Annotated in this window: 19 protein-coding genes; 17 read left to right on the top strand and 2 right to left on the bottom strand. The window is 39.6% G+C overall.

The features are described from left to right. Positions 1 to 26: 26 nt before the first annotated feature. From I6G50_RS03915 to I6G50_RS03905, 3 genes are all read left to right on the top strand, one after another. Positions 27 to 560 carry a phenolic acid decarboxylase gene (locus tag I6G50_RS03915; protein WP_003136770.1) on the top strand — a complete coding sequence of 178 codons (534 nt, stop codon included), beginning with the start codon at positions 27 to 29 and terminating at the stop codon, positions 558 to 560. 136 nt (positions 561 to 696) lie between these two features. Further along, positions 697 to 1,248 (top strand): PadR family transcriptional regulator, encoded by a 552-nt coding sequence (locus I6G50_RS03910; RefSeq protein WP_081166928.1) that lies wholly within the window; start codon positions 697 to 699, stop codon positions 1,246 to 1,248. Positions 1,249 to 1,433: 185 nt separating this feature from the next. Next, on the top strand, positions 1,434 to 2,726 hold the full coding sequence (locus I6G50_RS03905) for a hemolysin family protein (protein ID WP_197909241.1): 1,293 nt from the start codon (positions 1,434 to 1,436) through the stop codon (positions 2,724 to 2,726). A gap of 141 nt (positions 2,727 to 2,867) precedes the next feature. Here I6G50_RS03905 and I6G50_RS03900 read toward each other — a convergent pair whose 3' ends face one another. Continuing rightward, a complete protein-coding gene (locus tag I6G50_RS03900) occupies positions 2,868 to 3,752 on the bottom strand; it encodes a LysR family transcriptional regulator (RefSeq protein ID WP_081166935.1) in 885 nt (294 codons plus the stop codon). 163 nt (positions 3,753 to 3,915) lie between these two features. On the opposite strand from I6G50_RS03900, the gene I6G50_RS03895 reads away from it, so the two are divergent. The 7 genes from I6G50_RS03895 (at position 3,916) to I6G50_RS03865 (ending at position 11,921) form a co-directional block, all read left to right on the top strand. Continuing rightward, positions 3,916 to 5,538: a malolactic enzyme gene (locus tag I6G50_RS03895; RefSeq protein ID WP_003136774.1), complete on the top strand. Its 1,623-nt coding sequence runs from the start codon at positions 3,916 to 3,918 to the stop codon at positions 5,536 to 5,538. A 17-nt stretch (positions 5,539 to 5,555) separates the two neighbouring features. After that, a complete protein-coding gene (locus tag I6G50_RS03890) occupies positions 5,556 to 6,836 on the top strand; it encodes a 2-hydroxycarboxylate transporter family protein (protein ID WP_197909240.1) in 1,281 nt (426 codons plus the stop codon). Between the two features lie 498 nt (positions 6,837 to 7,334). Continuing rightward, complete coding sequence (locus tag I6G50_RS03885; RefSeq protein ID WP_197909406.1) at positions 7,335 to 8,963, top strand: DUF6273 domain-containing protein; 1,629 nt, start codon at positions 7,335 to 7,337, stop codon at positions 8,961 to 8,963. A 200-nt stretch (positions 8,964 to 9,163) separates the two neighbouring features. After that, entirely contained in the window at positions 9,164 to 9,838 is a 675-nt protein-coding gene (locus I6G50_RS03880) for a DnaD domain-containing protein (RefSeq protein ID WP_081167398.1), read from the top strand. A gap of 1 nt (position 9,839) precedes the next feature. Continuing rightward, positions 9,840 to 10,484 carry an endonuclease III gene (gene nth, locus I6G50_RS03875; protein WP_003136515.1) on the top strand — a complete coding sequence of 215 codons (645 nt, stop codon included), beginning with the start codon at positions 9,840 to 9,842 and terminating at the stop codon, positions 10,482 to 10,484. Then, positions 10,477 to 11,154 (top strand): tRNA (adenine(22)-N(1))-methyltransferase, encoded by a 678-nt coding sequence (locus I6G50_RS03870; protein WP_197909239.1) that lies wholly within the window; start codon positions 10,477 to 10,479, stop codon positions 11,152 to 11,154. Before nth ends, I6G50_RS03870 begins: the two co-directional genes overlap by 8 nt. Next, the gene (locus I6G50_RS03865; RefSeq protein ID WP_197909238.1) at positions 11,151 to 11,921 is read left to right on the top strand and encodes a Nif3-like dinuclear metal center hexameric protein; all 771 of its coding nucleotides are present in this window, start codon (positions 11,151 to 11,153) and stop codon (positions 11,919 to 11,921) included. Before I6G50_RS03870 ends, I6G50_RS03865 begins: the two co-directional genes overlap by 4 nt. Positions 11,922 to 12,028: 107 nt before the next feature. On the opposite strand, the gene I6G50_RS03860 is transcribed toward I6G50_RS03865, so the two are convergent. Further along, positions 12,029 to 13,201: an AraC family transcriptional regulator gene (locus tag I6G50_RS03860; protein ID WP_197909237.1), complete on the bottom strand. Its 1,173-nt coding sequence runs from the start codon at positions 13,199 to 13,201 to the stop codon at positions 12,029 to 12,031. Positions 13,202 to 13,351: 150 nt separating this feature from the next. Between I6G50_RS03860 and I6G50_RS03855 the strand changes: the two genes are divergently transcribed. The 7 genes from I6G50_RS03855 (at position 13,352) to I6G50_RS03825 (ending at position 23,109) form a co-directional block, all read left to right on the top strand. Continuing rightward, positions 13,352 to 14,368, top strand: a complete 1,017-nt coding sequence (locus I6G50_RS03855) for an alpha/beta hydrolase (protein ID WP_197909236.1) — start codon at positions 13,352 to 13,354, stop codon at positions 14,366 to 14,368. A 192-nt stretch (positions 14,369 to 14,560) separates the two neighbouring features. Then, complete coding sequence (locus tag I6G50_RS03850) at positions 14,561 to 16,783, top strand: glycoside hydrolase family 3 N-terminal domain-containing protein (RefSeq protein ID WP_197909235.1); 2,223 nt, start codon at positions 14,561 to 14,563, stop codon at positions 16,781 to 16,783. Positions 16,784 to 16,812: 29 nt separating this feature from the next. Further along, on the top strand, positions 16,813 to 18,159 hold the full coding sequence (locus tag I6G50_RS03845; protein ID WP_197909234.1) for a PTS sugar transporter subunit IIC: 1,347 nt from the start codon (positions 16,813 to 16,815) through the stop codon (positions 18,157 to 18,159). A gap of 9 nt (positions 18,160 to 18,168) precedes the next feature. Continuing rightward, the gene (locus I6G50_RS03840) at positions 18,169 to 19,056 is read left to right on the top strand and encodes an ROK family protein (protein ID WP_081167379.1); all 888 of its coding nucleotides are present in this window, start codon (positions 18,169 to 18,171) and stop codon (positions 19,054 to 19,056) included. 5 nt (positions 19,057 to 19,061) lie between these two features. Then, a complete protein-coding gene (locus tag I6G50_RS03835; RefSeq protein ID WP_197909233.1) occupies positions 19,062 to 20,435 on the top strand; it encodes a glycoside hydrolase family 1 protein in 1,374 nt (457 codons plus the stop codon). Continuing rightward, positions 20,425 to 21,390 carry an alpha/beta hydrolase gene (locus I6G50_RS03830; RefSeq protein WP_197909232.1) on the top strand — a complete coding sequence of 322 codons (966 nt, stop codon included), beginning with the start codon at positions 20,425 to 20,427 and terminating at the stop codon, positions 21,388 to 21,390. The genes I6G50_RS03835 and I6G50_RS03830 overlap by 11 nt, the downstream gene beginning before the upstream one ends. A gap of 12 nt (positions 21,391 to 21,402) precedes the next feature. Beyond that, positions 21,403 to 23,109 (top strand): DUF4091 domain-containing protein, encoded by a 1,707-nt coding sequence (locus tag I6G50_RS03825; RefSeq protein ID WP_197909231.1) that lies wholly within the window; start codon positions 21,403 to 21,405, stop codon positions 23,107 to 23,109. Positions 23,110 to 23,114 lie beyond the last annotated feature (5 nt).

Raw genomic sequence — 23,114 nt, 5'->3', positions numbered from 1 at the left:
TACATATATAGAAAGAAGGACTAAAAATGAAAAAATTCTCTACATTAGAAGACTTTATCGGCTCACACTTAATTTACACTTATGACAATGGCTGGGAATACGAAATTTATATTAAAAATGAAAAAACTATCGACTACCGTATTCATGGTGGGATGGTTGCTGGCCGCTGGGTAAAAGAACAAGAAGTTGATATCGTGATGCTTACGGAAGGTATTTATAAAGTTGCTTGGACCGAACCAACAGGAACAGATGTTGCTTTAGACTTCATGCCAAATGAAGAAAAAATGCATGGTATGATTTTCTTTCCAAAATGGGTACACGAACATCCAGAAATTACCGTTTGTTTCCAAAACGATTTTATCGATGTGATGCATGAATCACGTGAAAAATACGAAACATATCCAAAATATTTAGTCCCAGAATTTGCTACAATTACTTATATTGCGAATGCCGGCTCAAATAATGAAGATGTCGTTGCCGAAGCACCATATGAAGGGTTGCCAAATGATATTCGTAACGGTAAATACTTTGATGAAAATTACCAAAAAGTAAACAAATAAGAAATAAAAAAGATGAAAATATTCATCTTTTTTATTTCTAATCTAAGAGTGTTTATTTCAACATTATTCCGTTATAATAGAGGTTATATTTACAATTTCTGAAAATTGGGTTATTATGGAATAAGGGAGAAATAAAATGGCCAGTGAAGATAAACTGTCTTATATTATTCTGGGGTTGTTGAAGCATGAACCCTTAACAGGATATGATTTAAAGAAAAATTTCGAAAGTGAAGTAGGCGAGTTTTGGCAAGCAAATACCGGACAAATTTATCCGACATTAAGGAAGCTCTTTGATGCTGAAGCAGTAGATTATGATGTCGAAATTGTCGGTGCCAAATTAAAGAAAAAAAAGTATCATATCACGGATAAGGGATGTGAAATGTTTGACCAATGGATTCAAACGCCTGCTGAACTCTATGCCTTTCAAAAAGATGAATTTATGTTGCGCTTGTACTTTTTGAAGAATGCCGACGATGTCCGACTCATTGATTTAATTAATGAAGAAATAGAAGTACATAAGAAAAAACTGAACTACCTTCTGCAACGTCAAAAACTTGTCTTTGGAGGAGATGATCCTGAAGAAAAAAATGGACATTTTTTAGTTTTAGATTTTGCTATCCAAAGAGAAAACTTTCGGCTTGATTGGTTAAAGAGCATTAAAAAAAGTCAAGTTAAGCGCGAGAGTTAGGGACAGTACTGCCGTAAGTTCCAAGAGTACATAAATAAAGGTATCTAGGTTTCTAGTGCTTTTTTCATAAAAAAGAGGAACTAAAGCTTTCTCGTATACAAAAATATTGTAGCAAGGAGTAACAGTAAATTTTTTGCTATAACTGATATTTTCTAAGAAAAATGAAATATAAAGGAGATAATCTATTGACGGTAAATCTTATAATAATAGTATTAATGATTGCTTTTACAGCTTTCTTTGTTGCATCTGAATTTTCTTTAGTGAAAATACGTAAAAGTCGTTTAGAAACACTGGCAGCTGAGGGCAACAAACAAGCAAAATTAGCTATTGTTGTTGTGGAGCATCTGGATTCTTACCTGAGTGCCTGCCAGCTAGGGATAACACTGACTTCTTTGGCTATTGGTTGGGTTGGAGAAAGTACGATTCATGCCTTGCTTGCACCTGTGATACACTACCTCCCACTGCCCAATACTATTGCAGAAAGCTTTTCCATCGTTCTTGCTTTCTTGCTGATTACTTTTGTTCATGTGGTGATTGGTGAATTGATTCCGAAGTCGCTCAGTATTTCTAAGACAGAAGCAGTTGTCTTAGCAGTTGTGAGACCTTTACACTTTTTCTACAAGGCCACCTATCCATTTGTTTGGCTTTTGAATATATCCGCAAGCTCGATCGGGAAAATCTTTAATCTCAGCCTAGCGTCGGAAGGAGAAGAAACCCATTCAGAAGAAGAACTCCTTTTGATAGCCAACCAAAGCTTTGCTAAAGGTGAAATTAACGAAAAAGAATACGAGTATCTCAATAAAGTTTTTGAATTTGACGACTTATTAGCTAAAGAAATTATGGTGCCTCGTCTCGATATGGAAACAATAGCTTCAGACAAAACGATAAAAGAAGCTCTTGAGTTTGCAATCGAAAAAGGGCACACGCGTTTTCCAGTGATTGGCAAGTCTAAGGACAACATCTTAGGCTATGTGACGCTTCAAGCTTTGATTAAAGAGTATCTGGTGTCGCCAATGCAAAAAGTGCATACTATTGCTCAGGCTCCTATTGTCTTTATCGATACTATTCCCGTAAAATTCTTGCTCTCGCAAATGCAAAGTGAACATAAACATTTTGCGATTTTATCCGATGAGTATGGAGGAACCAGCGGTTTAGTAACTATTGAAGATATCCTAGAAGAACTCGTCGGCGATATTCAAGATGAGCAAGACCATGAAGAAGAAAATATTGTCGAGGTCGAACCAGGAATTTATCATGTCAAAGGAAAAACTCCCTTATCCGAAATTGAAGATAAGTTTGACACGGATTTCGATAATCCATCGGCAAGCAATACTATCAGTGGTTATATCATTAATGTTTATCTGGAAAACAGAGAAGAACTTGACGTGGGAAGTACTAAAGTTTTGAATGATCTAAAGATAAAGATTCTGGAAATGGACAGAGTGACACCAAGTGAGTTAGAGATAACCAAAGTATAGCTCCTCTCGTCGATTATGATAATATAAAAAGTTTACATCAAAAAAAAAAAAGAACCTCCTAAAATAGACACTATAGAAAAGCCTATGGTCATCTGTTTTAGGGGGTTCTTTTTTGTATGTCTAAAAAATAAATTTATCAAATCATTCATCTAAATCATCAAGGAGCTGTATCAGCTGTTGAATATCTTGATTAAGAATGGCGCTTTTTAAATAAGCATATTGAACATGGAAGATTTGCTTATCTTCAGGTATAAGAGGTATTTTTATGAGACTATCCATATCCGCAAAAGGAAGGAAGTCGGTCATCAAGGTAATGCCCACATTGGATTTTACGAGTTGCCCAATAGTTTGGATATCGGAAAAGTTAAAAAGAATTTTTGCTTTTTTCTTATATTTTTCATTAAGCTTTTGAAAAGCCTCCATGTGCACGAAGCTTTCATCAAGGAGTATAAAAGGGTAATCGAGCGTATCCTTAAAAGAAATCTCCTTGCGCGTGGCTAGCGGGTTATCTTTCGAGACAAAGATGTAAAACTCACGTTTGTAGAGAAGCTTCACGAAAAGATTAGGATGCATGAGAGGAACAGTGCTTCCGATAAGGCTAAAATCAATGTTGCCAGAAATGAGCTTAGTCAAAAGTTTTTCGGAACCTCCAGACACCAAGTCAAAGTTAGACAAAAAACTCATCGCCTCTTTATCATTCAACAGTTCCGCGAGAATTTTTGCTCTGATAATCGGCGGAAAACCAATATGGGTTTGCTTTTTGCGAGAATGTTCAATAGCCTTCTCGGTCAGAGACAACTCTTCTAAAATGCTTTCGACATGGGTTTTTAGGATTTTTCCTTCATCCGTCAAAACAACGGTTCGATGCGAACGATCTTTGTGTATTAAATTACAGTTATAATATTGTTCCAATCTCTTTACGGCATAGGTAATGGTAGGTTGGCTTACTCCAAAATGATTAGAAACAGCAGTAAAAGACAATAAATCGCCTAAGGCATTAAAATACTCGAAATCATGCAAGTTCATTAGTTTCATCGCTCCTTTAACCTCTATATTTTATCACAAGTGAGGCGGTTTGTTATAAATAATATTTATCATAATCTACGAGTTTGACTATAATTTTTTATAAGTATTAAAATAAATCTTGTAAGAATTTCTTATATTAATAATAAATTTGGAGGACGTACGAATGCGTGCACATGAAATTTTAAATAATCCTTTCTTAAATAAAGGAACAGCCTTTACTATGGAAGAACGTAAAGAGCTTGGCTTGATTGGTCTTTTACCCCCTTATATTCAAACAATTGAAGAACAGGCAGAACAAGCCTACCAACATTACTTGGAAAAACCATCCGATTTGGAAAAACGCCATTTCTTGATGGAAATCTTTAATACAAACCGTACTTTATTCTATTATTTGTTCAACCAACATATCGTAGAGTTTAACCCTATCGTTTATGATCCAGTTATTGCTGAAACTATCGAAAACTACAGTCGACTTTTTGTAGATCCCCAATATGCAGCTTATCTTGATATTAACCATCCCGAAAATATCCAAGAAACATTGAAAAATGCAGCTGGCGATCGCAATATCCGTCTTATCGTTGTGACAGATGCTGAAGGTATCCTTGGTATCGGCGACTGGGGTACACAAGGTGTCGATATCTCTGTTGGTAAATTAATGATTTATACTGCAGCTGCCGGTATCGACCCAGCCTCTGTACTCCCAATCGTTATCGATGCAGGTACTAACCGCAAAGAATTACTCGAAGATTCGATGTACTTAGGAAACCGTCACGAACGTGTTTATGGCGATCAATATTATAACTTTGTTGATCAGTTTGTTGAAACAGCTGAAGATATGTTCCCTAAACTTTACTTGCACTGGGAAGACTTCGGACGTTCAAACGCAGCCAACATTTTGAACAAATATAAGAAAGTTATTCCAACTTTCAATGACGATATCCAAGGAACAGGGATTGTTGTCTTAGGTGGTATCTTTGGTTCCCTCGATATCACAGGCGAAAAATTGACAGACCAAGTTTACCTTTGCTACGGTGGTGGATCTGCTGGGGCAGGTATCGCTGCTCGCGTGCACGCAGAAATGGTCAGTGAAGGCCTTTCTGAAGAAGAAGCTTATAATCATTTCTTCATGATGGACAAACAAGGTTTGCTCTTTGATGATATGGAAGACCTGACACCCGCACAAAAACCATTTGCAAAAAAACGTGCTGACTTTGCAAACGCTGGGGACATGACTGATCTGGCTCAAGTTATCAAAACAGTTAAAGCTACTATCTTGGTAGGGACTTCCACTGACGCTGGTGCTTTCACCCAAGAAGTTGTTGAAGCGATGTGTGAAAACACAGAACGTCCAGTTATCTTCCCTATCTCAAATCCAACTAAAAAATTAGAGGCAACTGCTGAGCAAGTAATCACTTGGTCTGACGGTAAAGCTTTTGTCGCAACAGGTATTCCATCAGGAACAATCTCTTACAAAGGTGTAGACTACCAAATCGGTCAAGCCAATAACGCTTTGATCTACCCAGGTTTGGGTCTTGGTATGTTGGCTTCTGAAGCTTCTCTTCTTACTGATGAAATGATTGGTGCTGCGGCACACTCATTGAGCGGTTTAGTTGATCCAGGAGCAGCTGGTGCTCCAGTACTTCCTCCGTTTGAATATGTGGCTGACGTTTCAATCAAAGTGGCAGAAGCAGTAGCCAAAAAAGCTCAAGAACAAGGTTTAGCTCAAACAGAAGAAAAAGATATGGCTAAAGCGGTTCGCGATATGAAATGGTATCCAAAATACTAAGAGGTTAATGGATTAAAATGAAAAAATTAAAAGAAATAAAAATTTCAGGAATAAGTCTTCCACTCTATGCTTTTTTCATGATTGTATTAGCAGCGACCATAGCTCTTGGGAAACTCCCGCTCAACATGGTTGGGATTACCCTCTTGCTTGTATTGTTGGGACATCTTCTTTACTTCATCGGTGAGAAGTTACCAATCATGAACTCTTACCTGGGTGGTGGCTCTGTCTTTACACTGATAGGTGCAACGCTCTTGTCGTTCTTCCATGTTATCCCCTCTGATGTTATCACTGCAGTAGGGAAGTTTATGGGTGGACAGTTCGGCTTCCTTGACTTCTATATTGCAGCACTCATCTGTGGTTCAATCTTGGGTATGAACAGAAGTCTACTCGTTAAAGCATCTGCTAAATTTATCCCTGTAGCTTTAGTCACAATGGTCGTGGGCTTCTTCGCTGTTGGTGGTATGGGTATGTTGCTGGGCAAGGGCTTTGCTGACTCCGTCATGTATGTTTCAATGCCGATGATGTCAGGTGGTATGGGAGCAGGGATTACTCCGCTTTCCCAAATCTATGCTGATGGCCTTGCTAACGGCAATCAAACCGCGATTTTCTCTCAACTTGCTCCCGCCGTAACTTTTGGGAATATTATTGCGATTATCGGCGCACTGTCTATTTCTAAAATCTTTGCAAAATCAAAATACAACGGACACGGAACTTTAGTCTCAGCGACAAAAGAAGAACTCGCAAAACCAAAAATTGAATTTGATGCAACAAAAATCGGTGTTGGGATGCTTTATGCTTTCTCTCTGCTGATGGTGGGTGTTATTTTGAACAAGTTCTTCCCGAATATTCATGAATATGCCTTTATGATTATCATCGTTTTTGTACTCAAAGCTTTTGATGCAGTTCCTAAAGCTTTAGAAGAATCTGTTGTCATGTTCAACCAAATCATTATGACGAACCTTACTCATGCTGTCTTGGCTGGTATAGGTTTAGCTTTGATTGATCTGACTACACTCGGCTCTGCCTTAACCTGGCAATTCATCGTACTCTGCCTAACCAGTGTAGTGGCGATGGGCTTGGCGAGCTGGTTCCTCGGACTCTTTCTTGGCATGTATCCCGTCGAAACAGCGATTGGTACTGGGATGATTAACAACTCTATGGGTGGAACAGGAAATATCGCTGTGCTCTCAGCTTCTGATCGTATGGAGATGATTGCTTTTGCTCAGATGGCAAACCGACTCTGTGGTGCTATCGTACTTATCATGGGTGGTATCCTTATACGTTTCTTCTATAACTGATATAACAGAGTGTACAGTTAATCAAGTAATATAAATAATAATAATAATAATAATAATAATAATGAACCGAAAAGAGAGGCTTAGCCTCTCTTTTTTCTTTTTCTTCATATTTTATATAAAAGGAGAAGGGAGCTTTTTGTTTCAGCCTGTGTTTTACTCTTTACGGAAGTTTTTTCAAACTGGGTACATAAGAGACTTATTCGTAACTTTATTGAAATCATTTTAACTTATAAGAAATAAATGTTAAAATATTATGAGAGAGATTCTTAGTTTATTTTAAATGATTTGACGGGGTGAAAGTGATGACTTATAATCGGCCAGCACAGCACAGCACAGCACAGCACAGCACAGCACAGCACAGCACAAGCGGTAGACACCCGCCTTTTACTTGCACCCAAACGCTCGGGATCTCTGGAGCGCTTTTTTCGTGGCCCGCCCTAAGGACACGAAAGTTTGAAGTCAAAAGATAAAAAAGATAAAACAAGAAAGGGTATCACTATGACACCAGAAAAGAAAAAGAACCGGAGATTACGCAACTACGTCCTTCTCTCCCTCTTATTGCTCCTCATCGGAGGCACTTATGCCTTCACCGCCTTTAACCAGCGGGCCATCAATGACCGAGAAAACCAAATCGAGATTAACGTGGGTGGCCGTGTGCACGACTACTATAACCGCGACACTGAAAACAAAGATGTCTTTGTCGAAAACTACGGCGAACGTCCCATCATGGCTCGTATCCGCTTGTCGGAGTTTTTAGAAACCCGACAAACAGGTCAAGACAGCTGGACACAACTTGTGCCAGGCACAGAGCGTACCAACTTGGACTCTTGGACCACATGGATGCCCAATGCCACCAATATCAATGACCGACTGAACACCGACCCGTCCAATGCTTTTGACCGCTATGCCCACCTGACTTTTGGCTGGAGTCGTGAAGGACGAGATGCCCCGTGGTACATGCCAACTTTCAACCATGACAACATGGATCAGATGACGGCAGCCGCAGGTCATGCCCGGGACTATATCGCAGGAGGTGGAGCAACAGACGGCACGACCGATGGCGCTACGCACCCCGGGGATGGGACTGACGATTACTGGTCGGAGGGTGACAGCTTTGACAACAGTACCCCAACTTGGCCGGGCGAAGCCATCACCAATGATGCGGCACAAAACCTCCACCAACAACGTGCCCCAATGACCATCGAGCAGTGGGCGCAACTCCAACCTTACCAACAGATCGGTGACTTCTGGGTGGTAGATCACCAAACAGGCTGGGCTTACTGGGCCTCACTCCTAGAACCGGGCGAAGCAACTTCTTACCTGCTGGATGCGGCAGAGATGACGGCGGCTATCGAAGATACGGTTTTCAATGGCTCTTACTACTATGGTATCCATGTGGAGAGTGGACTGGTCAGTCCTGACAACAGTGACGACTTCCTGCCTGATGGGCATGACCGCTTAGCGGACTTCCTCACAGGTATTCGTAACAATGCCATGGATGATGGGGACCAAGGAACAAACCCTGATGCCGATGTGGATTCTCCACCATCAGACTTTAACTTTGGAGCGATGTATCCGGGTCGAATCTTTACTATGTCAGGGGAACAATACCGTTACCTTGAAAATATGGGCGATGGCAATCACATGATTATCCGTAACAATGCCATCCGTAATGTGTCTTGGAACGACCAAGAAGCAGAACTTGCCACTTGGTATAGCACTCTTGGCAGTGCCGTCCAAGCCATAGTTCAGCCTGTCGCCAATAGCTTTACGACAGGGGAAGTTGCGGATGCTGCAGTGAGTTTTACAGGTGGTAACAGATGGCTTCCTACAAACTTAATAGGCACAGTAGCGAATGATATCACGCAAGTTGATCCAAGCGGAACCGCACGCGCCTTTGCCCTTTCTCTTGCGGACGTGACCCGCTTATCCGGGGAAGATTTAGCTTTTCCTTACCATGCACAGCGTGGTTCCGCTGCTCTAGGCTGGTGGTGGCTTCGTACCCCTGGTGCTTCAGGTTTTGCTTGGTGTGTGCATACCAATGGCCGCTTGGGTGGCAATTTTGTTGTGCCTACTAGCTTTGCTAGTGGGGGTGTCCGTCCAGCCCTCATCATCCGTAATCCTTAATCTTAGCGCATAAGCGCTGGGGTCAGGAGCGAAGCAACACCCGCGCCCAGCACAGGTAAAATTGCCCAAAGGACTTAAGGCAGAAAAAGATGTTCTAGGGAACAGACTATAAAAAATAAAGAAAAATACTAATTATTGAAATTAGTATTTTTTAATTAAGGCACTAAATCTTGTCCGAGTGAATATGATATAATAATATAATGACCTACTACGAAAATTATATGGCTGGACACATCATTCTTCCTCATGCTTTGCTGGAGCATTTTGCCCAGCTTTTCCCTTCCGCAGAGGACTTTTTGGTTTGGCTTTATTTATATGAAAATCGAGACAGTGCTCCGAGTGATATTGCGGGAAAGATTGGCAAGAAACTCTCAGATGTCAACCGCAGTATTGACAAGCTGCAGGAGTTTGGCTCTCTTAAAGTGACCTTGTTAGAAATATCAGGGGATATGGAAACGATCTTTGATGTTACACCAGCTCTGAAAAGGCTGGATGAGTTATCAGGCTTGACGAATGAATCTGCAAAAGAAGAAGAGCATCCTCCACTGCAAAATAAAGGTCAGCTTCAAGAACTGGTAAATATTTTTGAAGCCGAGATGGGGATGATTACGCCCATGCAGAGTGAGGAACTCCGCATTCTTCTTTTTGAAGAGAAGTATGATCTTGAACTTATCAAGCTGGCTCTCCGTGAGGCGGTGGTCAACCGTAAGGTATCGCTCAACTATATCAAGGCCATTTTACGGAACTGGCGTAATGATGGTTTGATGAGTACTCAGGCTGTTGAACAACGGAAAGAGGAAAGAACAGAGACCGCACAGAGTCATAAAACTACTGACTTCTATATCCCTATGGATGGTCCTTGGAACGGAAAGTAATATGCTAAGTAAGAAAAAATTTTTGGAAGCTCTGGATATCATCGTCAAGATGTTCCCAGAAGCGCATGGAGAGCTGGAGTGGGAGACTCCCTTTCAGCTGTTGATTGCGACCATTTTATCTGCTCAAGCAACGGATAAAGGTGTAAATAAAGCGACTCCCGCTCTTTTTGCCAAATATCCTGATCCTGAAAGTCTCGCACAGGCAGACATTGCAGATGTGGAGCAATGTATCCGAACGATAGGACTTTATAAAACGAAGGCTAAAAATATCGTAAAGACAGCGCAAATGCTGGTCCGTGATTTTAACGGTGAACTTCCTCGGGATAAAAAGCTGCTGCAAACTTTACCTGGTGTCGGGCGAAAAACGGCCAATGTTGTTTTAGGGGAGACCTATGGCATACCGGGTATCGCAGTGGATACTCACGTGGAACGTGTATCTAAACGGTTAGATATCGTGCCCCAAAAGGCCAGCGTACTTGAAGTAGAAGAAAAACTGATGCGGCTTATCCCAGAAGACCGCTGGGTGAAAACACATCATCATCTTATCTTTTTTGGACGTTATCACTGTACAGCTCGTGCCCCCAAATGTGAAGAATGTCCTGTTCTCGAATACTGCAAATTTGGAAAGAAAAAATTAAATGAATGAAATAAAACTCTCAAAACGTCTTCAAGCTGTAGCTGATCTTGTAACCCAAGGTAGCCGACTTCTTGATGTGGGAAGCGACCATGCTTATCTTCCTACCTACCTAGTTCAACAAGAGAGGATAGGCTTTGCTATTGCTGGAGAAGTGGTCAAAGGCCCTTATCAGATAGCTCAAAATCATGTGCATGAACAAAATTTACAAGACAAAATAGAAGTAAGACTCGCCAATGGTTTAGCAGCTTTTGAAGAAGCAGATGAAATCTCGAGCATTGTCATTGCTGGCATGGGTGGGATATTAATTTCTGAGATTTTGGAAGCGGGAAAAGAAAAACTAAGTAAGGTTGAGCAACTTGTTTTACAGCCCAATAATCATGAGGAGAGTCTACGTGCGTGGTTGATGGCGAATGATTTCTCTATCACATCCGAAAAAATCCTCCTTGAAGCAGGAAAAATATATGAGATTATTGTGGCTCAGCATGGCAAGTCGAGCTTGAATGAAACAGAGCTCACCTTTGGTCCCTACCTGTCTCAAGAAAAGTCCGACGTTTTCCGTACAAAATGGAATAAAGAATTAAACACTTTAAACAAGATATTAGAGCGACTCCCCGAAAACCACGAAAAACGGGCAGAAGTACAAGCAGAAAAAGAAAAGATAGAAGGAGTTCTACAATGAAAATCAGAGATTTTGTATCCTTGTATGAAGAGTTTTGTCCGAAAGAGCTGGCAGTCGAGGGAGATCCTGTAGGGTTACAGATTGGTTCCTTAGATGCTGAGGTAAAGAAAGTTTTAGTTGCACTGGATATTCGTGAACAGACTGTTCTTGAAGCGATTGAAAATGGTGTCGACCTGATATTAGCGAAGCATCCAGTGATCTTTCGTCCTCTGACAAACTTAACAGATGCGGACAGTCAAGAGAAGATTGTACTTGACTTGGCTAAAGCTGGTATCGCTGTGTACACCAGTCATACGAATATCGATGTCGTAGATGGCGGTCTTAATGACTGGTTCTGTGAACTTTTGGAGATACAGGATACAGAAGTTTTGACGGAAGAGGGACTGGGACGTGTCGGGAATATTGAACCGATGAACTTGGCTGCTTTTTCTGAGAAGATGAAGCAAGCTTTCAACTTAGACCACATACGTCTGGTTACGTATGACCACTCACTGGAGCAAATGATTCGTCGTGTTGCTATATGTGGGGGTAGTGGTGGCAAGTTTTGGCCCGATGCTAAGGCGAAAGGTGCGGACATCTATATCACGGGAGACATATATTATCATGCTGGGCATGATCAGCTTTCCCAAGGTCTGATTGGGCTTGACCCTGGGCATTACTTGGAACATTTATTCATCCCCAAGGTTTCTGAAAAATTAAAAGGCTTTACTCCAGAGGTAGAGATATTAGAAAGCAAAGTGAATACCAATCCTTTTTATGATATTTAGTGGATAGTTTTCTCTCTGTTATTCATAATAAAATAAACGACAAAAAAACCTTGATTCAGTTTCAAGGTTTTTTATGATATTTTGACAGTTTTTGAGCAGCGTGCTGATCAGAAAATTGATGAAAAATACTTGTTTCTAAACTCTAAAGGTGTCATGTCTTCGATACGTTTAAAGCTCTGGATGAAATGACTTTGGCTAGAGAAGCTGAGCTGCAGAGCAATTTCCTTATAGCTTTGGGATGTAAACAGCAAGAGATGTTTTGCCTCAGCAATTTTTTTCTGAATAATATATTTATGTATCGTGTGTCCCACGGCTTTTTTGAACTCTGTAGACAAGTGAGTGGCGTTTTTTTGCGTATAATCAGATAAGTTTTTCAGTGTAATCTGCTCATACAGATGATCGTCGATATAGTATAAGACTTGCTTGACAAGATGGCTTTTCTCGGAGTATGGGAAGCTATGTATGAGCTCCATAAAGAGGAAAGAACTTTCTTTTATATGCGCTAGGCATTCATGAGTAGAGTGAATACGCTGTAATTTTTGAATCAGCGAGTCAGATAAACTATATGCTTGAAGTATCGGTACACCATTACTAATACTCACTCGAGTGAGTATCGCAATTAATGAGGCATATTTATACTTTAAAGCTTCGAGTTTACTTGTTGAGAGTTCAGCATCATAGGTACTGTTCATTTTCTTGAAAATCCACTCTAATTTTTCAGGTTCATTTCGTTTAATAGCCTCGATATATCTTTTTTCAAACTCATAGGAGTCAAATGAAGAACCGTCGTAACGTCTGAGGGACAGGTTTTTTTCTAAAATAACATCGGTATGTGCCTTGCTGAGTTTTTGACGTACAATCCATTTATAATTAGTACTGTCGGGGAGCTTTCCATTGAGCAGAGCATACAAGAGCTCTACAAAGTCCATAAAGGTCTTTCGACTCTCTTTGGAGTAATGCACACCTGCTAAATAATTGTGATTATTAAACTTATAAGACTCTGTTGCTGTACCAAGTATGCCACAGGGACCTATTAAGACTCTACAATTTTTATATTCCAGTAAGTCGCAATAAAAACTGCTGAAAAAATGATCCTTATCTTCAAACAAAGAAATCTGACCTTTCACCATCTGTTTGAGATAAGGACTTGTGAGGTAGCTTTCTAAATAATCGACTTTTTTAGGAATGATTATTTCATCTGCATCGTTAATAACCACAAAAGGAATCAAGTACTTATAATAGAGCTGTTTTGTAACGAATAGTAGAGCCTCATAATCCATCAATGTTACTTCTTTCCAAAACTTTTTTCATGTTATATTTTAACATAAAATAAACCTTAATCAAAAAAAGTTTCTAATTGATAGTTGTATTTAATATATTTTTCATGGTATACTTAATCGACGAAAAAGAGAGGATTTATTAAAAAGATTATGTATAAAAAAGTACTGTTGAAAGGCCTGTTATGGTTTTTGGGTATTGTAGTAGGATTGTTCTTATTAGTGGTGATTGCATTTAATGTCTCGCCTAAACCAGGCGTTTGGATTATTCGTCATATGTTTAACTCTGAAGTACAAATTACTGCACCTGAATCTTACCGAAAAGCTCAGGAAAAGATTACGACTGTGCAAGATCAAAGCTATGCGTCACGTTTTAAAGATAATTCCTACGATATATACTACCCTAAGCAAAGCCAAGAAGCGCTTCCTGTTTTGATTTGGGTGCATGGTGGCGGTTTTGTCGGTGGCGATAAAAAAGGCACTCAGGAATTTGCTACTCGATTAGCTGCGGATGCACATATTGCCGTTTTATCTATGAATTATGAGACAGCACCTGAGTCAGGCTATCCCAATCAAGTCATGCAGCTCAGTGAGCTAGTTCAGAGCTTAAAAAAAGAGAAATACAAGTTTTTAGACCTGTCTAAAATTATGCTTGGTGGCGACAGTGCCGGCTCACAGATTGCTCTTCAGTATGCTGCAACACAGACAAATGCAAGCTATGGAAAAGATGTAGGCGTGCCACAAGATTTAGATAAAAAAGTACTGAAGGGTGCAATATCTTACTGTGGACCTGTGAATCTCACACAGATGACCAATGTTCGCTCAAGTAGTCAATTCATGAAATTCTTTGTAACCACTGTCGCTTGGGCAGAAATCGGAACTAAGAACTGGCAGGACAGCCCAAAACTGGACGAGATAAGTATTGTAAATCACTTAACCTCAGATTTTCCAGCAACTTATATTACTGATGGGAATGCCTACTCTTTTCAAGATCAAGGGATTGCCTTTGAGAAGAAGTTGAAGGAATTAAAGGTTCCTGTACGTGGCTTGTTTTATAAAGATTTAGAAAAAGAGATTACGCACGAGTATCAGTTTGACTACTCACTCAAAGAATCCCAAGAATGTTACCGACAAACCTTGGAGTTCGTGAGAGAATATAAAGATAAATAGAATAACTTATAAAAGAGAGGGATTCAACTCATCGCTCTCTTTTTGTATTGCATAAGTGTAAAAAAATAATTTATGTAACCCTTTACATGTTTTTTGATATAAATACGAAAAATATTATATAAAAAGAAGTCAAAAGAAACTATAATTAATTTAAAGAAAGCGCTTTTTTAAATAAAAAAAGGAGAGACATAGATGGAAGAAAATAAGCTAAAAGAAAAATTTAATACTTTGAGCTTAAAAGAAAAAATTGCACAGACTGTTCAGTTAAACGGAGATTTGTTCACCGATAGTGGTGTTATGCCGACCGGCCCCCTTAAGGATTTGGGACTCCCTGATAATTTTGATATTCACCAAGTAGGATCGATTTATAATGTGAATGATCCTGAAAAGTTAAGAATTATTCAAGAGCAGGCAATTAAAGAGAGTTCTCATGGGATTCCACTGCTCTTCATGTCAGATATTATTTATGGCTTTCGCACGATATTTCCCTTGCCTCTGGCTCAAGCAGGATCTTATGATTTTGACCTCATTCAAAAAGCAGCTGAAGTCACGGCTAAAGAGAGTTATTTGAGTGGCATTCATTGTGTATTTTCTCCTATGCTGGACTTATCCAGAGATCCGAGATGGGGGCGCGTGATGGAATCGCCAGGTGAGGATGTTTATACTGGAAAGGAATTTGCGAAAAGTGTGGTGACAGGCTATCAAGGTCAGGTTAAAGATTATGTCTCGGAAAACCATGTGGCAGCTTGTATAAAGCACTTTGCGGCATATGGTGCACCTGAAGCTGGGCGTGAGTATAACACAGTAGATATGTCCAACCAACGACTGTTTAATGAATATCTTCCAACCTACCAAGCAGCAATTGAAGCCAATGCATTGCTTGTGATGACAGCATTTAATGTATTAAATGGTGTGCCTTCGACAGGGAATAAGTGGCTGAACCGAGATATTCTAAGAGAAAAATTTAACTTCTCAGGACTTTTGGTTTCAGATCATTCAGCTACTGAGGAATTACAAGCACATGGTTTCACAGCAAGTCAAGAAGAATCTGCCAAAGCTTCAATTGAGGCGGGTGTGGACTTTGATATGATGACTTCGGTTTATGCAAATGGTTTAGAGCCTCTGATTTTATCAGGAGAAGTAGATGAAGACCTTCTTGATGAAGCAGTATGGCGTATTCTAGAGCTCAAAAATAAGCTGGGACTTTTTGAAAATCCTTTTCGAGGGCTCGATCAAGAAAATACAGGCGAGTTTCTTACAGCGGAAGCTAAAGAAACAGCTGTTGAACTCGTTGAAAAAAGTTGTGTCTTGTTGAAAAATAAGGAGAACACTCTTCCTTTGAGTGCTCAGCAAAAAATAGCTGTCATTGGTCCCTATGGAAAAAGCAAGTTCACTCTCGGTTTCTGGGCCTCGGTCAGTGGTAAAGCGCAAGATACTGTTACTTTAAAAGAGGGGTTAGAAAATAACTTTGCGAAAGAAAATCTTACATTTGCTACAGGCTATAACTTGTTTGATTCCTATGAGAGTTTTGGCCCACTCAAGGCGGGGATTGAGTATTTAAACGGCCCGATTGGGGATGAGAAAGAGCTGATTGAAGAGGCACTAGAAGTTGCTGAAAATTCCGATGTTATTCTTTTGACGATTGGGGAACAATTTTTAGAGAGTGGGGAAGGTGCCTCTAAGGCTAAGCTTTCCTTGCCAGATAAGCAACTTCGTCTCATCAAAGCACTCGCTCAATTAGATAAACCAATCATCGGCCTTCTCTATACAGGACGTCCGCTGGTATTGACAGAAGTTGAACCTTACTTCTCAAGTTTACTTTTAGTGTGGTACCCAGGAACGATGGGTGGTACAGGTATCGCAAACTTACTGAGTGGTCAAGCGAGTCCCAGCGCTAAGCTTACGATGACATTCCCAAGAAGTGAAGGTCAAATTCCTATTTATCATGCGCAAAATACTACAGGACGACCTTTGAATGAAGAAAACAAAAACATACGATTTGTTTCCAAATACAGTGATGAGTCTAATGATCCCCTGTACGCATTTGGAACAGGCCTTACTTACAATCAAGTTGATGTAAAATGGCTGAAAAATATGGAAAACATCTCCTTTACAGAGAGCAACCAGATAGAGTTAGCTTACCAACTCGAAAATCTGTCGGATGAGACAACCCATGCAGTGGTTCATCTTTATATGAGAGATATGACTGCATCGATCGTCCAACCTTTCCGAAAATTAGTTGCGAGTCAATTTATAAAAATAGAGCCACGCGCAAAAGAAGAATTGGCTGTTACTCTTACAAAGGAAGATCTTTCATTTTCTGATAATCAAGGTGAATGGCACTTTGAATCAGGGAAATTTGGTTTCTATCTTGTTGCATATGGGCAGGAAGAAGAATTAATTATATCGTTATAACTATTAGAAATAAATATTAGGAGTATAAAATGAGCAAATTAGAAGTTTTTCTAAATGACAAATTGATGCCGGTAGCTTCACGCTTACAGCAAAATAAAGTTTTAGCCGCACTTATGGAAGGCTTTATTCGTACCAGTCCAATTACATTGGGTATAGCCTTTATTACAATCATCGGTAATTTCCCGATTCCTGCATGGATTGAATTTTTAACTAAGATTGGAATTTATCCCCATGTAGAGGCAATCACAAATGGTGCTACTGGAGTATTCTCAATCTATGTGGTCTATAGTTTAGCTTACTCTTATGCGAAGCAACTGGGAGCAAATGAACGAAATTCTGCCCTTATTTCTTTAGCAAGTTTCATTATGCTCATGCCTCAAACAATCTCAACTACGGTGATACAAGATGGTAAGGAAGTAACTCAAGCTATTGGAGCTTTGAAACTTGACTTCTTGGGTGGTCAAGGTCTCTTTATTGGGATGTTAACAGCACTTTTAGTGACACGTCTGTACGCCTTTCTTTCTAAGAAGAAAATAATGCTTAAGCTTCCTGAAAGTGTTCCTCCGATGGTTACACAATCTTTAGCACCAGTCTTTGTAGTTACACTTATCTTTACTTTGGTCTTTGCTTTACGTGTGGCCTTTGGATTTACAGCTTCAGGTTCAATCTTCCAATTCTTCATTGATGTAGTCAGTGCCCCACTCAACTCATTGGCAGCTAGTCCTTTGTCAATTATCCTTATTATGGAAATATTAGCTATCCTTTGGTTCTTTGGTATCCATAATGCCGTTTTACAAGGTCCTTTGGGAATGATTACAATGACAATGATTGTCACAAATATTGGCGCATTTCAAAAAGGTGAAGACCTTCCTTTCCTTATCCCATCAGTGATCTACATGGGTATGTACGCAGCTGGATTTATGGGCTTTGTCACTTTCTTCATGATTCGTAGCAAATCAGCCAAAATGAAACAGTTAGGTAAACTCTCTTTCATTCCTTCATTGTTTAATATTACAGAACCAATTATGTTTGGTATGCCAATCATTTTAAATCCAATCTTCTTTATTCCGCAAGTGTTCACACAGTTAATTGCTGGTTTTGTGACTTGGGGGTTAACAACTACCATTTTACCAATCAATCTTAATCCGACAATGAGTCTTTTGCCATGGACTACACCTGTCTTTGTAAAAATGCCTCTCTCAGGTGGACTAAATTATACAATCTTGATGGTTATTAGTATGCTGATTGGTATTGTTATGTGGTATCCATTTATTAAAATTGCAGATAAAAAAGAATATGAACTTGAAATGGCAGCAGAACAAGTAAGTCGTCATGAAACCATGGAGCAAAGCTTACAAGAAAGTATGCAAGCATAAAAAGGGGAAATGATGATTTTAGGAATTGATATTGGTGGAACACACATCAAAGTAGGATTTGTTGAGAATGAAACAGTTACTACTAAAGATAAACTGCCTACCGCACAAAATTTAGAGGAATTTTGTCAACAAATAAAAAAAATAATTAATGACTATCTAAAAATCAATTCTTTCACAAAAATAGCTTTTTCAGTCCCTGGTTCAGTTGATGAATCGGGTACTGTTTTCTATGGAGGAGCAGTTTCATACCTGAATGGTATAAATTTGAAAGCATTGATAGCTGATATTGAAGGGCTTGAAAACTTAGAAGTGGTTGTTGAAAATGATGCAAAAGCAGCAACTCTAGGAGAAATGGCCTTTGGAAATCTCAAAGGCATTAAAAATGGAGCGGCCATTATCTTAGGTACAGGTGTGGGAACAGGAATTTGTATCGATGAGCAACTCTATAAAGGCAGCCATAATCAGGCGGGAGAAGTAAGTTTCTGGATCCGAGAAAGAGCGATTTACGGAGCAGATTCCTTTGTAGGTATGGGGCTTTCAGCTGTGAAACTCATCAGTTCGTTAGCAAACCAGCTCCAAGTAGAGAATGATGGGCCACTCGTTTTTAGCGCCTTAAAAAGTTCCACAGATAAAGAAGCAGCACAACTTTTTTCAAGTTACTGCGAAGGTGTTGCTATACTTTGCTTCAATCTTCAGTTGATTTTAGACCTTGAAAAGATTGTGATTGGTGGTGGCATAAGTCAGCAGCCTCTTCTTATCGAGAAGATTGAAGAAGCTTATCAAAAACTGTTTACGACAGCTCCAATTATCAAGGAAACACTACAACCAATAGTGATTGAAGCAGCAAAATTTAAAGCTGATGCTAATCTTATCGGAGCAGCAAGAAAGGGAAATTGAGAATAATGAAATTTAAAAAAGATTTTTTATGGGGGGCATCTACAAGCGCTTATCAGGTAGAGGGAGCTTGGAATGAAGAGGGAAAAGGTCCTTCTGTTCAAGACGTAAAAGAGATACCTGAAGGCACGACAGATTTTACAGTAGCCTCTGATCACTATCATCACTATAAAGAAGATGTAGCACTCTTTAAGGAACTTGGACTCAAGGCTTATAGGTTTTCAATCTCTTGGAGTCGTGTCATGCCAGACGGTAAAGTTAATCCAGAGGGCATCCAATTTTATAAAAACCTCATAAATCTGCTCAATGAAAATGAAATACAACCGGTTGTTACTGTTTTCCATTTTGATTTACCGCTTTATATTGCAGAAAAAGGGGGCTGGGAAAATCGTGAAACTATCGAAGAATTCACACGTTACTGTCAGGTGCTCTTTGAACATTTTGCAGATGATGTGCCTTTATGGCAAACCATTAACGAGCAAAATGTGATGGCGCTCGCAGGTTCAGTGATTGGCACGAGTCAAAAAAGTATGAAGGAAAAATTCCAAGAAAACCATCATATGTTAGTGGCCCAAGCGAAAGTCACAAAAATGTTCCATGACGGAAACTATCAAGGGAAGATAGGGCCTGCACCAAATATTGCAAGTGTTTATCCAGCTTCTGAACGCCCAGAAGATCAGCTGGCTGCTCTAAATATGAGTGCTTTAAGAAACTGGCTTTTCTTAGATGTTGCTGTTTTTGGTAGATATAATCACAATGCTTGGCATATCTTAGAGAGCATCGGTGCAGCTCCGACCGTAACGAAAGAAGATCAGGAGATTTTATCTCAAGGAACGTGTGACTATATCGCCTTTAACTACTATAATACAATGACAGTTGCAAGCTATTTTGAAAAAGACAACAAAATCGATCAGCAGTCTGGTTTTGGAATCCCTGGTTTTTTCCAATCCGTTGAAAATACTCATCTCCAGATGACCGAGTTCGGCTGGCCCATTGATCCAAAAGGTTTCCGCTTTACTCTGAATGAAATTTATTCAAGATACCATTTGCCACTCTTAATTACGGAAAATGGTATTGGAGCAAATGATGTCTTGACAGATGATGGCGCTGTGCATGATCAGTATCGAATTGATTACTTGAAGGAGCATATCGAACAAATGGCCTTAGCGATGGCCGATGGTGTCGAAGTGATTGGTTATTGCCCATGGAGTGCGATTGATTTGGTAAGCACTCATGAAGGAATAAAAAAACGTTATGGTTTTGTCTATGTTAACCGGACGGATGAAGACCTTCTTGACTTAGCGAGATACAAAAAAGATAGCTTTTACTGGTATCAAGAGCTTATTTCTAAAAATGAAATAAAGGAAAGTGATGAGAACTAAAACTTTTACCTTTGATGATGAAGCAAGTTTAACAGTTTATCTACATGAAGATAAAGAAGAGTTTTCCCGTGTAGGAAATCGACCTTTTGTTTTAGTTATTCCAGGGGGCGGCTATTCTTTTTGTAGTGAACGAGAAGGAGAGCCTATCGCCTTGAATTTTCTTGCTCAGGGTTACCATGCGGGCGTACTACACTATCACGTGGGAGATAAAAGAAGTTTTGAGAAGTCCCTCGAAGATGCACAAAAAGCCTTACGAAAAATTCAAGATTTAGCGACAACATGGATGATTGATGACAAGAAAATCGCAGTTATCGGTTTTTCGGCAGGAGGACACTTAGCTGCTGCTCTTTCTACTCTGTCACCAGTTAAGCCAAGTCTCTGTATTTTAGGCTACCCTGCTATTTTGAAATCTTTTGCCCAAGTGATGCAGATTGAAGCACCTTCTTTAGAAACGTGTGTAACGAGAGAAACACCTCCTACTTTCCTCTTTTCAACATTTGAGGACAATGTGGTACCTATAGAGAACTCTTTATTATATCTTCGTGCTTTGGAAGAAAATGATATTCCTTTTGAGGCACATATCTTCCAAAAAGGCCTTCACGGTTTATCGTTAGCTACGAAAATGTTTGGCGCTCAAGAAAAGATGGTAGATAAACGATTTTCACGTTGGTTTTCGGAAGCTGTCGAATGGATGGAAATAAACTGGAAAGCCACAGGGGATAAACCTGCGCCAGAGAGTGTAATAGATTATTCTATTGGGAATTTACTTGAAGACAGCAATAATCAAGACATCTTACTGCAGGCTTTCCCCCACTGGAAAGATAGAAGCAAGTTAAAGATAGTAAAGAAACTGACGCTCTCCCAGCTCTCAGAGTTAATTCCTGAAAAATTTGGTGAGGAGCAGTGCAAGAAAATTTTAGAACGACTAACCAAACCAAGTCAATATATTACTTAGAAAGAGGAAAAAATGAAGGCTTATATAGTTCATGAAAGTTATAAGGCATCGACGAGTCTGTTCTCAGGGACACCTGATGAACTTGAGTCATTACCCGTTTATAAAAATAGCTTTGGTGCATGCCATTTACTATTACACGATGGGTGTGAGAATCATTTTGTGTTAGGAAAAGAATTTTCCATCCCTGATCAAATTGAGATTCCGATTTATCGCATAGAGATCAAATCCGAGTTGCCCGTGACGTTACAATTTGAAGAATATTACATGGGAAATGAAAATATTGAATACACAGACAAACTATTAGAACAGACAGCTAAAACTTATTCGGGCGATCGCTTTGCTCCTATATATCTTGAATTTTCGACGCCTTCTGAGATACAGGCAGGCACCTATCCAGTCGAAATTACGCTTTATCGTTCAGACTTAACTGCTAAGGATGAGAAAGTACTTTCTAAAACGCTAAGAGTAAAGGTAGGCGATTATAGTTTTCCTGAAGATACAGGATACAACTTTAATCTCGATATCTGGCAACAACCTTCGAACCTTGCTCGAACTTATCAAGTGCCTTTGTGGGGCGATGAACATTTTCGCTTGATTAGGGAAATGGCGGAGAGTTTAGCGGTCCTTAATCAAAAGGTTATCACAGTGATTGCGGGTGAAATACCATGGAAAGGCTGGTTTAACTATATAGTCAAAGACTATCCAGCCAATCTTTATGAGTACTCAATGATTAGCGTTAAGAAAAGTGAAGCAGGAGAAATCCAGTGTGACTTTTCGATACTAGACCGTTATTTAGAATGTATGTTCGCCGCAGGCATAGATCAAGAAATCGATATTTTTGGGTTATTAGGTGTTTGGCAACCACCATTCTTCCCCTTGGTAAAAGAACTTGACCATCCAGAAAAGCTGGTCATCCGCTACTATGATGAAGCCAGAGAAACCATTGATTTTATCCAAGATAAAAAGGATCTAGAGCACTATATCAAACAGCTTTTTAATCATTTTAAGGCATTAGGAGTTTGGGAAAAAGTGCGCATCATCTCTGATGAGCCCAAAGTTCATGAAATCGACACATTCAAACGTTCTTTAGAGATTCTTAAATCAATAGAGCCTACACTGAAAGTAAAAGGTGTTTTTGATAAAGAACCAGTACTTGAAGCCTTGCTACCGGTTATAGATTATCCAGTGACTTCCTACTATTGTACGTGTAATAACTACAAAGAACTTAGCCAAAGCCATTCTGGAAAAACGCAGTACTATATCTGTAACTATCCTGACAAGCCAAACACTTTCCTTCACAGTCCCTTACTAGAATCACGTGTACAAGGACTCTTAGCACATTACTTCAAAACAGATGGTCTCCTTCGCTGGGCTTACAACTGCTGGCCAGACAATGCACGACACGATATCCGATATAATACAGGAGCTTTACCTATCGGGGATCTCTGCTTAGTCTATCCTTCATATTCAGGGCATATTCTCTTATCTCTACGTTATAAAGAGCTACAAAGAGGCATAGAAGACTTTAGCCTGATCAAAAATGCGGAGAAGATTAATGAAGTAGCTGTTTCAAAAATCATAAAGGACTTTCTTGAAATAGAAGATCCAGCTGAATGGATGCTTGATAGTCACAATAGTAACCCTCAGGTATTTAAACAGGATTATAAAGCTTATGACAAATTGCGAGAAGATTTAATACAAGTTATCAATTCAAAATAAAAGCG

Source organism: Lactococcus garvieae (assembly GCF_016027715.1).
GTDB classification, from domain to species: Bacteria; Bacillota; Bacilli; order Lactobacillales; family Streptococcaceae; genus Lactococcus; species Lactococcus garvieae_A.
The sequence above is the reverse complement of the archived record's forward strand: the minus strand, read 5'-3'. Positions and strand labels throughout refer to the sequence as shown.

Bases quoted from the DNA above. Each gene is read 5' to 3' on its own strand.
- I6G50_RS03890 (WP_197909240.1), top strand. From the start codon at position 5,556: ATGAAAAAATTAAAAGAAATAAAAATTTCAGGAATAAGTCTTCCACTC.
- I6G50_RS03870 (WP_197909239.1), top strand. From the start codon at position 10,477: ATGAATGAAATAAAACTCTCAAAACGTCTTCAAGCTGTAGCTGATCTT.
- I6G50_RS03865 (WP_197909238.1), top strand. From the start codon at position 11,151: ATGAAAATCAGAGATTTTGTATCCTTGTATGAAGAGTTTTGTCCGAAA.
- I6G50_RS03825 (WP_197909231.1), top strand. From the start codon at position 21,403: ATGAAGGCTTATATAGTTCATGAAAGTTATAAGGCATCGACGAGTCTG.
- nth (WP_003136515.1), top strand. From the start codon at position 9,840: ATGCTAAGTAAGAAAAAATTTTTGGAAGCTCTGGATATCATCGTCAAG.
- I6G50_RS03885 (WP_197909406.1), top strand. From the start codon at position 7,335: ATGACACCAGAAAAGAAAAAGAACCGGAGATTACGCAACTACGTCCTT.
- I6G50_RS03910 (WP_081166928.1), top strand. From the start codon at position 697: ATGGCCAGTGAAGATAAACTGTCTTATATTATTCTGGGGTTGTTGAAG.
- I6G50_RS03855 (WP_197909236.1), top strand. From the start codon at position 13,352: ATGTATAAAAAAGTACTGTTGAAAGGCCTGTTATGGTTTTTGGGTATT.
- I6G50_RS03840 (WP_081167379.1), top strand. From the start codon at position 18,169: ATGATGATTTTAGGAATTGATATTGGTGGAACACACATCAAAGTAGGA.
- I6G50_RS03845 (WP_197909234.1), top strand. From the start codon at position 16,813: ATGAGCAAATTAGAAGTTTTTCTAAATGACAAATTGATGCCGGTAGCT.
- I6G50_RS03830 (WP_197909232.1), top strand. From the start codon at position 20,425: ATGAGAACTAAAACTTTTACCTTTGATGATGAAGCAAGTTTAACAGTT.
- I6G50_RS03880 (WP_081167398.1), top strand. From the start codon at position 9,164: ATGACCTACTACGAAAATTATATGGCTGGACACATCATTCTTCCTCAT.
- I6G50_RS03895 (WP_003136774.1), top strand. From the start codon at position 3,916: ATGCGTGCACATGAAATTTTAAATAATCCTTTCTTAAATAAAGGAACA.
- I6G50_RS03850 (WP_197909235.1), top strand. From the start codon at position 14,561: ATGGAAGAAAATAAGCTAAAAGAAAAATTTAATACTTTGAGCTTAAAA.
- I6G50_RS03900 (WP_081166935.1), bottom strand. From the start codon at position 3,752: ATGAACTTGCATGATTTCGAGTATTTTAATGCCTTAGGCGATTTATTG.
- I6G50_RS03835 (WP_197909233.1), top strand. From the start codon at position 19,062: ATGAAATTTAAAAAAGATTTTTTATGGGGGGCATCTACAAGCGCTTAT.
- I6G50_RS03915 (WP_003136770.1), top strand. From the start codon at position 27: ATGAAAAAATTCTCTACATTAGAAGACTTTATCGGCTCACACTTAATT.
- I6G50_RS03860 (WP_197909237.1), bottom strand. From the start codon at position 13,201: ATGGATTATGAGGCTCTACTATTCGTTACAAAACAGCTCTATTATAAG.